Here is a 13839-nt window from a genome sequence, read left to right on the forward strand (position 1 = left end):
CCCCCGCCGTCGCACCTCTGGGCGCGCCCCACGCCGACGCGCAGGACGACACCGCCGACCGCACCGTGCTGCGGCTCGGCGTCACCCAGAGCATCGACACGCTCAACCCGTTCGAGGCGATCATGGCGTCCTCGACCGAACTCATGCGCCTGACCTACGAGTCCCTCACCATGCCCAGCGCCGAGGACATGACCCCCACCGGGGCCCTCGCCGAATCCTGGGACACCTCCGACGACGACCTCACCTGGACCTACACCATCCGGGACGACATCACCTGGTCCGACGGGGAACCGGTGACCGCCGAGGACATCGCGTTCACCTTCAACCTCATGATGGACAACCCCGACGCGCGCACCGCCAACGGCAGCTACGTCTCCACCTTCGAGTCCGTCGAGGCCCCCGACGACACCACCCTGGTCATCACCACCACCGAACCCCAGGCCACGATGCTCTCCCTGGACGTCCCCATCGTCCCCGAACACATCTGGTCCGAGGTCGACGAGATCGCCGGCTACGGCAACGACACCATGCCCATCGTGGGCAACGGCCCCTTCCTGATCACCGAGTACCGCGCCGAGGAGTTCGTCCGCCTCGAAGCCAACCCCGACTACTGGCGCGGCCCCGCCGAGATCGACGAACTCCAGTTCCGCTTCTACCGCAACTCCGACGCCGCCGTGCAGGCGCTGCGCAAGGGCGAGGTCGACCTCATCAACCGGCTCACCCCCGCCCAGTTCGACGCCCTCAGCGGCGAGGACGACATCGAGGTCAACCAGGCGCAGGGCCGCCGCTTCTACATGCTCTCCGTCAACGCCGGAGCGGCCACCGCCGACGGAGACCCCCTGGGCAACGGCCACCCCGCCCTCCAGGACATCGCCGTCCGACAGGCCATCGCCCGGGCCCTCGACCGCGACGTCCTCGTCGACCGCGTCCTCGGCGGCTACGGCGAACCCGGAGCCGGGTACGTGCCCCCCATCTTCGCCGACCTGCACTGGCAGCCCGAGGACCACCAGGCCTGGAACTTCGACCCCGGCGCCGCCAACGCCCAACTCGACACCGCCGGCTACGAACGCGGCCCCGACGGCATCCGGGTCACCGAGGACGGCGACCGGCTCAGCTTCCGCCTCTACGGCCGCAGCGACCGCAACGCCGACGCCCAGGCCGGCCAGTTCGTCCGCGACTGGCTCAGCGAGATCGGCATCGAGGTCGAACTCGAGATCATGTCCGGCAACCGGATGAACGAACTCCAGAAGGCCGGCGAGTTCGACATCGCCCTCAGCAGCTGGGCGGTCAGCCCCGACCCCAACTACGTGCTGTCCATCCAGACCTGCGACCAGCGGCCCTCGGCCGCCGGCACCGGCGGCACCACCGAAAGCTTCTTCTGCAACGAGGAGTTCGACGAACTCCACGCCCAGCAACTCGCCGAGTTCGACCGCGACGCCCGCACCGACCTGATCCAGCGGATGCAGCAGATCATCCACGAGCAGTCCGCCACGATCATGCTCTACTACGAGAACGCGCTGGAGGCCTACCGGTCCGACCGGTTCACCGACTTCGGCTACCAGCCCGCCGACAGCGGCGTCATCCGCGAACAGCTCGGCTACTGGGGCTACTACGGAGCCACCCCGGCCACCAACACCAACGCCGCCGCCTCGGGCACCAGCACCGGCCTGCTGCTCTCCGGCGGAGCCGCCGTCGTGATCATCGCCGTGGCCGCGGGCTGGTTCGTCACCCGCCGCCGCGCCTCCGCCGACGACCGGGAGTGAACCGGTGAGTGATCTGCTGACACCCGGCGACCAGCTCACCGAAGAGGCAGGGGAGGAGCAGCGGCCAGCCCGAGGCGGGCTGGCCCGCTACCTCGCCAGCAAACTCGCCGGAGCACTGACCAGCCTCCTGCTGGTCGTCCTCCTCGGGTTCTTCCTGTTCCGCATGCTGCCCGGTGACCCGGTGCAGACCATGACCGCCGGCCGGGAGGTCACCGCCGAGCAGATCGCCGAACTCCGCGAACGCCTCGGCCTGTCCGACCCCCTCTGGCGGCAGTTCCTCGACTACCTCGGCGCCCTGCTCCAGGGCGACTTCGGCGACTCCTTCCGCTACGGCCGGCCCGTCGGCGACATCATCCTCGAACGCCTGGGCCCCACCATCCTGCTGGCCGGCACCGCCACCGTCCTGGCCATCCTCCTCGGACTGTGGCTCGGCGTCCGCAGCGCCTGGCGACACGGCAGCCGCTTCGACCGCACCGCCACCGGCGTGGCCCTCACCCTGTGGTCAGTCCCCACCTTCTGGCTCGGCCTGATCGTCCTCATGGTCTTCGCCGTCGGCGTCGGCCCCCTGCCCGGCCTGTTCCCCACCGGAGGCATCCGCTCCATCGACCCGCCCCCCGGGCTCCTCCCGCAGATCCTCGACGTCGCCCACCACCTGGTCCTGCCCTGCCTGACCATGGTCGCCGTCATCTTCGCCCAGTACCAGATGGTCATGAGGTCCTCCCTGCTGGAGGAGATGGGCTCGGACTACCTCACCACCGCCCGCGCCAAGGGACTCCGCGAGGACCTCGTCCGCCGACGCCACGCCGTCCCCAACGCCCTGCTGCCCTCGGTGACCCTCATCTTCCTCCACCTGGGCCTGGTCGTCTCCGGCGCCATCATGGTCGAAACCGTCTTCTCCTGGCCCGGCCTGGGCTACCTCATGGTCAACGCCCTCGAATACCCCGACCTGCCCCTCATGCAGGGCACCTTCATCGTCCTGGCCGGCACGGTCATCGTCATGAACGTCCTCGCCGACGTCGTCTACCGCTTCCTCGACCCCAGGGTGCGTGCCGCATGACCACTCCCACCAGCACCCGGGCCCTCACCTGGCAACGCCGAGGCCGCGCTCTGCGCACCGGCTGGCGGTCCTTCCGCGCCCAGCGCGGCGCCCTCGCCGGCCTGGCCGTCCTGCTCACCATCGTCGCACTGGCCGTCCTCGCACCCGTGCTCACCGACGAATCCCAACTCGGGATCATCAACACCATGTCCAACCCGGCGCTGGCCCCGCCCAGCGGCGAGTTCTGGCTGGGCACCGACGAGAACGGCCGCTCCGTGCTCCTGCTGACCTGGTGGGGAGCGAGGGTGTCCCTGCTCGTCGGCCTGGCCGCCACCCTGCTGTCGGTGTTCATCGGCACCTTCGTCGGCATCGTCTCCGCCCACTTCGGCGGCTGGCTCTCCGCCGTCCTGCTGCGCTTCACCGACTTCTTCCTCGTCCTGCCCTCCCTGGTCCTGGCCATCGCCCTGTCCACCGTGCTCTCCCGGGGAGTCGGCACCATCGTCCTGGCCATCGGCCTGACCGCCTGGCCCACCACCGCACGCCTCGTCCGCGCCCAGACCCTCACCGTCCAGGCCCGCCCCTACATCGAACGGTCCACCGCCCTCGGCGCCGGCCACGGCCACCTCATCGCCAAACACATCCTGCCCGGCGTCCTGCCCCTGGTCTTCGCCAACACCACCCTGGCCGTGGCCAGCGCCGTCATCGCCGAGTCCACCCTGTCCTTCCTCGGCCTCGGCGACCCCACCCAGATCTCCTGGGGCTCGATGCTCAAGTTCGCGATGGACTCCGGCGCCGTCACCAACGGCGCCTGGTGGTACCTGCTGCCCCCCGGCCTGGGCATCGTCTGCGTGGTGCTCTCCTTCACCCTCTGCGGACGCGGACTCGAAACCGTCCTCAACCCCAGGCTCCGAGGACGATGACCCCCGCACCGCCCGCCGCGCCGACGGCCGGGCACCCCGAACACACCACACGCCACACCGGACGGAGCGACAACGTGGTCGGCACCAGCCACGGGAACGGTGGACGACGATGACGACACGCGAACAGGACGGTGCTCCCAGCGCACCACGGCCACCGCTGCTGGAACTGCGCCAAGTCACCGTCGACTACCAGTCCCGGCGAGGCTCCGTGCCCGCCGTCCGCGGCGTCGACCTCACCGTCGACGCCGGCCAGACCCTCGGCCTGGCCGGCGAATCCGGCTGCGGGAAGAGCACCCTGGCCATGTCCGTGCTCCGCCTGCTACCCCGCTCCGCCCAGCTCGGCGGCGACGTCCTCCTCGACGGGGAGAACGTCCGGGACATGAGCTGGGGCCGGCTCCGCGCCGTCCGCTGGGCCAGCGCCTCCGTGGTCTTCCAGGGCGCCATGCACGCCCTCAACCCGGTCCGCCCCATCGGAGAACAGATCGCCGAACCCCTCCGACTGCACCGGAGCACCACCCCCGGAGCCGTCCGCGCCCGCGTCAACGAACTCCTCGACCAGGTCGAGCTCCCCGTCGCCCGCTCCACCGCCTACCCCCACGAACTCTCCGGCGGCCAACGCCAACGCGTCATGATCGCCATGGCCCTGGCCTGCTCGCCCCGCCTGATCATCGCCGACGAACCCACCACCGCCCTCGACGTCATCGTCCAGGCCCAGATCCTCGACCTCCTCAGCCGGCTGGTCACCGAACGGGAACTCGGCCTGCTCATGATCAGCCACGACCTGTCCGTCCTCGCCGCGTGCTGCGAACGCCTCGCCGTCATGTACCAGGGACGCATCGTCGAGGAAGGCCCCTCCACCGACGTCGTCCGCACCCCCACCCACCCCCACAGCATCGCCCTCGCCGCGGCGTTCCCCACCGTCGGAGACCCCGCCTCCCGCCTGGTCACCCCCCGCGACACCACCCCCGACACCCCACCGCTGCTGGAAGCCAGGGGAGTGTCCGTCACCTTCCCCGGCCGGGGCGGAACCACCACCCGCGCCGTGTCCGACGCCAGCCTCACCGTCCACCCCGACGAGATCGTCGCCCTCGTCGGCCAGTCCGGCTCCGGGAAGACCACCCTGGCCAGAACCCTCCTCGGACTCCAACAACCCACCGCCGGCGAGGTCCGGTTCGAAGGACACCGCCTGCCCCGCTCGGCCCGGGCACTCCGCGCCTACCGCCGACAGGCCCAACTCGTCCTCCAGGACCCCACCGGGGCCCTCAACCCCCGCCACAGCGTCTACGAGGCCGTCGCCGAGGGCCTGCGCATCCACCGCATCCCCGGCGACGAGACCGCCGCCGTCGCCGACGCCCTCAACCAGGCGGAACTGCGCCCCCCGGAAGAGTTCTTCACCGCCCTGCCCCACGAACTCTCCGGCGGCCAACGCCAACGGGTCGTCATCGCCGGCGCCCTCGCCCTCCGCCCCCGACTGCTCATCGCCGACGAACCCGTCGCCTCCCTCGACGCCTCCGTCCGAGGCGAGATCCTCGCCCTGCTCCTGCGGCTGCGCGTCGACCTCGGCCTGTCCACCCTGGTCATCACCCACGACCTCGGCCTGGCCTGGAACATCGCCGACCGGGTGATCGTCATGTACCAGGGACGCATCGTCGAGGAAGGAACCGTGGAACAGGTCCTGCTCGACCCACGCCACGACTACACCCGCACCCTGCTGGCCGCCGTCCCCGAACCGCTCACCGGCCGGGCCGCCGCCACCCCCAACACGACCGACCCCACCCGGCAGGAACCCACCGACGACCCCACCGAAGTCACCGGAGTCTGACGCAGCCCACGCCACCCCATCCGACCACGGCCAGCACACCCCCGCTCCCGGCGCCGACCGCCCGGCGGCGGGGGAGGGGAGAGGCGAACCGGGCCGCCCACCGGGCACCCGAATCCCGCCCCCGCCAGGGCCTCAGGCGTCGTCGACGACGGGGAACTCGGTGTCGACCCGGGTGTGCTCCGCCCACTCCCGCATCCACGCCGGCACCCGCAGCCACTCGGGGAACCCACCGACCAACGCCGCGAGTTCGTCGTGGTCCACCGAACCCCCGGACCGCCGCAGGAACCGGCTGCGCACGACCGCCTGCGCGTAGACCGTCCGCCCCACGCAGAACGTCTGCTCCAGGTAAGCCCACCGGTCGTCGAAACCGACCACGCGCGTGTAGAGGTCGAACCGCTGCCCCAGCCGCAGCGAACGGCGGTAAGTGATCGTCTGACCCGCCACCACCGGATACCACCCGGCCCGCACCAGCTTCTCCCAGAACCCGGACCGCACCATCAGATCCATCCTGCCCAGGTCGAGGATCGACAGGTACTTCCCGTTGTTCATGTGCCGCAGCAGGTCCAGATCGGCCAGCGTCACCCGGAACGGAGTCCTGGCGACGTCCCAGACGCTCAACCTCCGACGCCGACGCATCCGCCACCGCAGCAACAACAACCGCAGGTACAGGTTCATCCGCCCACCTCCGCCCAGCGGCGGCGCCACCGCGACGCCCGGGCGAGAAGACCCACCCGAACCGCCGACACACCGCGAGAGCCCACCGTCCGCGCGAACGCTACCAGCCACCTTCACCTTCGCGAACCCTCGAATCCGGACACACCCCCACGACCTGTCAGGGCAACCGGTCACAGTGCCACCGACACCCGGACACCACCCACGGGAGCACGACCACCCATGACCGCACCACCGACCCAGCCCACCGACCTCATCACCCGAGCCACCACCCACCACCGCGAACTCCTCGCCCACTGCTACCGCATGACCGGCTCCGCCCACGACGCCGAGGACCTCGTCCAGGAGACCTACCTCCGCGCCTGGCGAGCACACGACCAGTTCGAAGGACGCTGCTCACTGCGCACCTGGCTGTTCACCATCGCCACCCGCGTCTGCCTCACGGCCCTCGCCACCCGAGCCCGACGCCCCCTGCCCCTGGGCCTCGGCCAACCCCCCACCCACCCCGACGCCGACCTCCCCATTCCCGAAGACCCGCACTGGATCGAACCGCTTCCCGACCCCGCCGAGCTCACCGCCACCCGCGACACCGTCCGCCTCGCCTTCGCCGCCGCCCTCCAACACCTCCCACCCCGCCAACGCGCCGTCCTCCTCCTCCGCGACGTCCTCCACTGGCAAGCCTCCGAAGTCGCCACCACCCTCGGAACCACCACCGACGCCGTCAACAGCGCGCTCACCCGCGCCCGGTCCCGCCTCCGCGACCTCGACTGCCACCCCGACCACCCCACCGACCCGCCCACCCCGCACCAACGCGACCTCCTCCGCCGCTACGTCGACGCCATGACCGCCAAGGACATCCCCACCCTCGTCACCCTGTTCACCGACGACGCCGTCTGGGAAATGCCACCCCACCCCGCCTGGTACCAGGGGCCCCACCACATCGCCCACCACCTCCACCACCGCTGCCCCGCCGGCCCCGGGGACCTCCACCTCACCCCCACCCGCGCCAACGGCCAACCCGCCTTCGCCCTCTACCTCCGGAACCCGAACGGGCCCTTCACCCCCTTCGCGATCCAGCTCCTCACCACCACCCACGCGGGCATCACCCACGCCGTGACCTTCCTCGACCCCACCCTGTTCCCCCTCTTCCGCCTCCCCACCCACCCCAGGTGACACCGCGCCACGCGACCGGCCAGCCCACCCACACCCGGGCAGGATCAAACCCGCACCGACCAGTTCCCCGTCCCCGGCTGGTCAACACCAGCAGGACCCGACCACCGACACCACGACCAAGGGACGGCACCACCATGAGGAAAGTCATCTACTCGCTGTCCGTCTCCCTCGACGGCTACATCCAAACCACCGACGGCCAAATCGACTGGTCCGCTCCCGACCCCGAGCTCCACCAGTTCCACAACGCGCAAGAGGCCGAGACCGACACCCACCTCTACGGGCGACGCCTCTACGAGGAGATGGCCTCCCACTGGCCCACCGCCGCCACCCACCCCGACGCCACCCGGGAGGTCATCGAGTACGCCCGGATCTGGCGCGACACACCCAAGATCGTCTTCTCCCGCACCCTCGACTCAGTCGAGCACAACAGCACCCTCGTCCGCGACGACATCCCCGGCACCATCCAGGACCTCAGGGACCGCCCGGGCAAACACCTCTCCCTCGGCGGCGCCACCCTCGCCGCCAGCTTCCACCGCCTCGGCCTGATCGACGAGTACCGCCTCTTCGTCCACCCCGTCGTCCTCGGCGACGGAACCCCGTACTTCCCCACCCACGACCACCGCACCGCCCTCCGCCTCACCGACTCCCACGTCTTCGGCTCCGGCGTCGTCTACCTCCGCTACCAACCCGCCTGACACCACCGAACCCCGCACACCGGCGGGGGAGAGGTCCGGGGAGGATGCGGCCATGATCACACCACTCCTCACCAGGTGCTTACCCCCCGCCCTGGTGACCGCGACCCTGTGCGCCACGTTCCTCACCCCCAGCGCCGCCGCACAACCCCACCCGCACCCGGCCCCCGACGCCGACCGAGCCACCACGGTCCTGGACGACCTCATCCCCACCGCCCTCGACGAACACCAGATCCCCGGCGCCGCCATCGCCCTCTCCCTCCCCAACCAACAGACCATCGCCGCCGGCTACGGCACCGCCAACCTCGCCACCAACACCCCCGTCGACGCCGAGACCACCGGCTTCTTCCTGGGATCGGTCGCGAAGGTCATCACCGCGACCGCGGTACTCCAGCAGGTCGAACAGGGCACCCTCGACCTCGACACCGACGTCAACGACTACCTCTCGGACACCCCGGTCCACGACCCCTACCCGGACCACCCGCTCACCCTGCGCCACCTCCTCACCCACACCGCCGGCTTCGACGCCACCCTCATCGGCGCCGGCGCCGCCACCGGGGAGGACGCCGTCCCCCTCGCCGAATACCTCGCCGACCCGCCCCGCCGCGTCCGGCCCCCCGGCGAGCTCGTCTCCTACGACAACTACGCCGTCGCCCTGGCCGGTCACGTCCTCGAGGTCGCGACCGGCCAACCCTTCCCCGACTACCTCGACACCCACGTCTTCCAACCGCTGGGCATGGACAACACGACCTTTGCCCAACCCACCCCACCACGCCTGCGCGACACCCTCGCCCACGGCTACCGCAACACCGACACCGGGCACACCCGCACCTACGGTCAGTACGGCGGAATGACCCCCACCGGATCGGGCGCCATCAGCACCGCCACCGACATGATCGCCTTCGGCCGAGCCCACCTCCCCAACGCCGAGAACCCCCTCCTCACCCCCGACACCACCCGGGAGATGCAGGAACAGCAGGCCGGCGACCCGCGCCTGCCCGGCATCGGCCACCTGTGGGAACTCCGCGACCACAACGGCCACCGCCTCGTCACCAAGGGCGGCGACCTCCCCGGATTCCACACCAGCCTCACCCTGGTACCCGCCGAGGACACCGTCCTCTACCTCGCCTTCAACGGCGACGGCGATGACGGAGCCGCCAGCACCCTGACCACCACCCTCGCCAACAGCATCATCGACGAACTCTTCCCCCACCCCACCGGAGGAACCGAGGACCCGCCGGCCGCTGACCTCCCCACACCGGCCACCTTCACCGGCACCTTCCGCTCCAGCCGGGAATCGCGGACCGAACCGCACGGCATCCAGGCCCTCGTCGCCGCGGTGACCATCTCCCTCGCCGAGGACGGCCGCCTGCGCACCCAAGGGCCGCTCTCCCACGACGTCGACCCCGACGGCCAGACCTGGACCCAGACCGCTCCCGGGCTCTTCCAGCAGGACGACGGCGCGGAACGCATCGCTTTCAGCGAGGACGGCCGCCACCTGCAGGTCGGCTCCGCGCCGATCGTCACCTTCGAACGCCTCGCCTGGTACGAGTCGCCCGGACCCCACCTGGCGATCATCGCGGTGGCCACGCTCCTGGCCCTGGCCACCGCCCTCGGTCTTCCGGCCGTCACCCTGGTCCGCCGCCGCCGGCGGCGACGGACGCCTCCCGCGCTCAACCGCGCGGCGCGTGCCGGCAGGTGGGCCACCTGGCTCGCCTCGTGCGCCCTGATCGGGGTGCTCCTGGCGTTGGTCGCCCTGCTCGTCGACGGCTCCGCCATCAACGAGGTGCTGTTCCTGGGGAACTCGCTGGCGCTCGCCCTGCTGCCGTGGATCGGCGGCGTCCTGGTCGTCGGTGTCGTCGCCTCCCTGGCCCTGGTGTCCACGGCGTGGTACCGGCGCTGGTGGGGCGTGGGGGAGCGGTGCCACCACTCGGTCACCGTGCTGGCCCTGGTGGCGTTCGTCCTCGTCGGACACCACTACGGCATCCTCGGCTGAGCCCCGCCGTACCCGGGGCGGGCGAGGACGGGCTCCTCACGAGCTGCTCGCGGGGACCTGGCCGGGGTGGAGCCGGTCAGCACTGGTCTGAGCCCGGACTCGGGTGAGTTCACACGGCACACCGGTCACCCGCCGCTGTGCGCCTCCTCGCGGTCCGAACCCCTTCCTGGCGAATCAGGCAGAAGCCACCGCAGCGAGATCGGGGTGTCGGTGCGGCGGGGTGGGGGAGCGGTCGGTCTGGTCGGTGACCGTGCCGTCAACCCGGTGTCCACGGGTGAGGTGGACGAGGGGACGCGCGAGGACGCCCGACAACGGGAGCCGGCGCTCCTCCGGCCTCGCGGACTGACCTCGGTCCTGACGCGCCACCTCGCTGTGTCGCGGGTTCCGTCCGCCACGGTGGGCGAGGTGAGCAGGAGGAGGAGTTGGGGGTCGGTGCGGTTCCTCTCCCGCCCGGGTCGGCGGTTCACGACCGTGCCCGACGGCATCGTCGCGATCGAAGTTGACGACTTCCCGTTCAGCTTCCTGGGTCTTGCGGGTGCCGCGACGACGTCCGTTCAGCGGGGTCCCCGGGGATCAGGCCTTCTTAGCCTGGAACGGCTGCACGAACCCCGTCGAACACGAGGAGAACGAGGGACGATGAGACGATTCCCGCGCATGATGGCGGTTGCCACCGGTATCGCGGCCGCCGTCGCCGGCACGGTCTTCACGACTGGCGCCGCCGCCGCCGAAGGTCCAACCGTGATCGGCGAGGAGCCCGGCATCCAGATCATCGCGCACGGGCGGACGGCTGACGGCGGCTGGGTCGAGTACACCGGCGTGGGCGAGATCGTCGTCGACGGCACCACCGACGGCCTCGGAACGCGGGCCGTGGAGGAGGTCGGCGGTGGCATCTGGAGCTACGGCGCCACCCGGAACCTGGCCGGGCAGAAGGTGTGCTACTCGCAGTACCAGCATGCGACGGTCGCCCACGGTTCTTCGGTGTCGATGAACGACAAGAGCGACTCAGACTGGGTCGGCCCGGGCGCGGTGTCGAGTGCGCGGCTGACCGAGCACACCAATGCGACTTGCCACGCGTACTGGCGGAAGTGATCCATGCGCTGGCGGCCGGATGTCGGCCGCCAGCACCGGACCGCCGGGGGACGGCCGGGCGTGCGCCCGGGAGCGGAACGCACCCGTCGATCGACCCGGGCGCGACGTCGCGGATGTGACCGGGCGCCCGGGTCGTCCAGCCGGCGTCGGAGGTGCCGGACCGCCTCGGCGGTGGGCCGGGGAGTGGCCGGCGGAGCGAACCGGCACTTACTTGACATAATGTACATTATCGGCGATCGGTGAAACCGCTGGTGGGCAGGCGGCAGCAGCCCCGAACGCCGCGGTCGCCCCTTCGCCCTGCCGCGCCTCCGGCCACCGATGCCCGTCGACGTCGGATCGCCAGCCGTCCTGCCGTCCTGCCGTGGCCGCCGGTTGCCGGCCGGGTCCGGTGGGTGGCAGGACGTCGCGATCGAGCTCGACCGGAGCCGGTCGAGCCACCGACGACGCCCCGCCGTACGGGCGCCCGGTGGCGCGGCCCAGTGCGAGGTGGGTGGCGGCCCGGGGCGCGACGGCTGCCCGTCCGTTCGGTGTCCCCGTGGGTTGCCCGGGTTCCGCTGGTGGGTGCTTGGACGCGGTCCCCCGACGCTCGACGCCATCGAGTGCTCGACCCCTCCCGCCCAGGATGCGCGCCAGAGCCGGATCCCCACTTTTCATGGATAATTGCGATTATCCATGGTTCATTGGTGGTCGCCCGCCGGCCTCATCGACACGGGTACCCCCGGGGGCGCCCCCCGATCCCCCCCGATCCCCCCCGATCCCTCCGCGCTCCGCGCCCTCCAGCGCCCCGAGGCCGCTCTCCCCCGCAGGGGCTGGGCCTGCGGGTACACCCCACCTGTGGTGGGTTCTCCCCTGCCCCGTCGACCCTCCACCGGCTCCTCCCCCGTCCAGTGGTCGCTCTCGTACGGGCAGCAACCGCACTGCGTGGCGTGCCACGTCCGCACGGTGCCTCCGCTTCGCCCCGGCCGACCGTCGTCCGGCGCGACGACGGCGCAGCCCAACCCGGTCCCCACTCCCCCGCCTCGGACCGCCGCCGCGAACCGGGTGGAGGACCGCCCCGCTCGCCCCGCTGTTGCCCGTCCGCTGGACCGGGCGACCTCCCCGGCACGGCCGCCACCCCGCGAGGGCCACTCCCTTCCCCTCCGTGGGTGCCCTCGTGGCGGCACGGTGCCCCGCCGGGTTGGCGTCGAGGTGCCCCGGTCCGGGTTCAGGACGGGCCGAGCGCCGGAGGCTCGACGATGCCGAACTCGTGGCGGAGCACTCGTGATGCCGCGTGGTAGCCGCACATGCCGTGCACTCCCGGGCCGGGCGGGGTGGCGGAGGAACACAGGTAGACACCGGACAACGGGGTGCGGTAGGGGTCCCAGCGCGGAGCGGGGCGGGCGATGGCCTGCCACGGGGTCATGGCGCCGGCGGCGATGTCACCGCCCACGTAGTTGGGGTTGTACGCGGCCAGCGCCGCGGCGGGAACACCGCGCGCCGCGATGACGGTGTCGGAGAACCCGGGAGCGAAGCGTTCGATCTGTCGACGTACCCGGTCGACGGGATCGCTGGTGTCGCCGTGGGGGACGTGGCAGTAGGCCCAGACCGGACGGCGGTCGGGGCGGCCGCGTGTCGGGTCGGTGCTCATGGGCTCGGACAGGAGGGTGAAGGGCCGGGCGACGCGGTGGCCCCGGGCGGTGGCGGTCTCGGTGCTCCGGATCTCGTGGTCGCCGCCGCCGAGGTGGACGGTGCCCGCTCCGTGGGTGTCGGGGTCGGTCCAGGGGATCGGGTCGGAGACGAGGAAGTCCACCTTGGCGGCGGCGGTGCCGTACCGGAAGCGCTCGAGAGCCCGGCGGTAGCCGGCGGGCAGGAGGGGGCCGGCGATGCCGAGGACACCGGCTGGGGCGAGGTCGAGCAGGACGGCGCGGGAGCGGGCGAGCTGCCGGAGGTCGGTCACGCGGCTTCCGGTGTGGAGGGTGCCGTTGTGGGCCTGGAGGTCGGCCAGGAGCGCGTCGGTGATGCGGGCGGAGCCGCCCTCGACCAGGGGCCAGCCGGTGGTGTGCGCGAGGTGGCCGAGGAGGAGGGCGACGGCGGCGCCCGTGAGGCTGGGGAGGCGGCCGCCGGTGTGGGCGGCGACGCCGGTCAGGAGGGCGGGTGCCGCCGGGCCGTGGAAGGCGTGGCGGCCCAGGCCGGTGCCGTGGGTGAGGATGCGGCTGGGCAGGGGCAGCGCGGCGCGTGGGGTGGCCGGCAGGTGTCGTTGGTCGGAGAGAAACAGGTCGCAGAGGTCCTGGCTGTGTCGGACCAGCGGGCTCAGCAGGGAGCGCCAGCGGGCCGCGTCGGGGCCGAGCCGGTCGCAGGTGCGGTCGAGGTCCCGGTGGGCCAGGGCGGTGGGGGCGTTGTCGAGGGGGTGGGCGTAGCTGGTTTCGGGGGTGCGGAGGCGGACGCCGCGTGCGGTGAGGTCGAACTCGCGGAAGAAGCGGGAGGCGGCGGCCATCGGGTGCACGGCGGAGCACACGTCGTGGAGCGCGTGGCTGTCGAAGAGGGAGGTGGTGCGCAGTCCCCCGCCGGGGGTGTCGGCGGCTTCGTGGACCTCGACGGTGAGTCCGGCGCGGGCGAGGGTGACGGCCGCGGCCAGGCCGTTGGGGCCGGATCCGACGACGGAGACCTCGGGGGCGGGGGGCATGGTGCCTCCGTTCG

General features: G+C 71.8%; 10 protein-coding genes. 8 read left to right on the forward strand and 2 right to left on the reverse strand.

What is annotated here, in order from left to right; genetic code table 11:
• From ACTIDRAF_RS0206470 to ACTIDRAF_RS0206485, 4 genes are all read left to right on the forward strand, one after another.
• Positions 1 to 1763 (forward strand): ABC transporter substrate-binding protein (locus tag ACTIDRAF_RS0206470; protein ID WP_016697905.1); only part of this gene is annotated, 1763 nt, incomplete at its 5' end.
• 4 nt (positions 1764 to 1767) lie between these two features.
• Positions 1768 to 2820: an ABC transporter permease gene (locus tag ACTIDRAF_RS0206475; protein WP_016697906.1), complete on the forward strand. Its 1053-nt coding sequence runs from the start codon at positions 1768 to 1770 to the stop codon at positions 2818 to 2820.
• Positions 2817 to 3719: an ABC transporter permease gene (locus ACTIDRAF_RS0206480; protein WP_016697907.1), complete on the forward strand. Its 903-nt coding sequence runs from the start codon at positions 2817 to 2819 to the stop codon at positions 3717 to 3719. The genes ACTIDRAF_RS0206475 and ACTIDRAF_RS0206480 overlap by 4 nt, the downstream gene beginning before the upstream one ends.
• Before the next feature lie 109 nt (positions 3720 to 3828).
• On the forward strand, positions 3829 to 5541 hold the full coding sequence (locus tag ACTIDRAF_RS0206485) for a dipeptide ABC transporter ATP-binding protein (RefSeq protein ID WP_016697908.1): 1713 nt from the start codon (positions 3829 to 3831) through the stop codon (positions 5539 to 5541).
• Between the two features lie 132 nt (positions 5542 to 5673).
• On the opposite strand, the gene ACTIDRAF_RS0206490 is transcribed toward ACTIDRAF_RS0206485, so the two are convergent.
• Positions 5674 to 6216: an acyl-CoA thioesterase gene (locus ACTIDRAF_RS0206490; protein WP_016697909.1), complete on the reverse strand. Its 543-nt coding sequence runs from the start codon at positions 6214 to 6216 to the stop codon at positions 5674 to 5676.
• Positions 6217 to 6435: 219 nt separating this feature from the next.
• Between ACTIDRAF_RS0206490 and ACTIDRAF_RS0206495 the strand changes: the two genes are divergently transcribed.
• The 4 genes from ACTIDRAF_RS0206495 (at position 6436) to ACTIDRAF_RS0206510 (ending at position 11163) form a co-directional block, all read left to right on the forward strand.
• On the forward strand, positions 6436 to 7386 hold the full coding sequence (locus tag ACTIDRAF_RS0206495; RefSeq protein ID WP_016697910.1) for a sigma-70 family RNA polymerase sigma factor: 951 nt from the start codon (positions 6436 to 6438) through the stop codon (positions 7384 to 7386).
• Positions 7387 to 7520: 134 nt separating this feature from the next.
• On the forward strand, positions 7521 to 8081 hold the full coding sequence (locus ACTIDRAF_RS0206500; RefSeq protein WP_016697911.1) for a dihydrofolate reductase family protein: 561 nt from the start codon (positions 7521 to 7523) through the stop codon (positions 8079 to 8081).
• A 52-nt stretch (positions 8082 to 8133) separates the two neighbouring features.
• Positions 8134 to 10074: a serine hydrolase domain-containing protein gene (locus ACTIDRAF_RS0206505; RefSeq protein WP_016697912.1), complete on the forward strand. Its 1941-nt coding sequence runs from the start codon at positions 8134 to 8136 to the stop codon at positions 10072 to 10074.
• A 636-nt stretch (positions 10075 to 10710) separates the two neighbouring features.
• On the forward strand, positions 10711 to 11163 hold the full coding sequence (locus ACTIDRAF_RS0206510) for a lactococcin 972 family bacteriocin (RefSeq protein ID WP_026065837.1): 453 nt from the start codon (positions 10711 to 10713) through the stop codon (positions 11161 to 11163).
• A 1204-nt stretch (positions 11164 to 12367) separates the two neighbouring features.
• On the opposite strand, the gene ACTIDRAF_RS0206515 is transcribed toward ACTIDRAF_RS0206510, so the two are convergent.
• Positions 12368 to 13825, reverse strand: coding sequence for a phytoene desaturase family protein (locus tag ACTIDRAF_RS0206515; protein WP_016697914.1), 1458 nt, complete (start codon positions 13823 to 13825; stop codon positions 12368 to 12370).
• Positions 13826 to 13839 lie beyond the last annotated feature (14 nt).

Source organism: Actinoalloteichus spitiensis RMV-1378, from assembly GCF_000239155.1.
Taxonomy (GTDB): Bacteria; Actinomycetota; Actinomycetes; order Mycobacteriales; family Pseudonocardiaceae; genus Actinoalloteichus_B; species Actinoalloteichus_B spitiensis.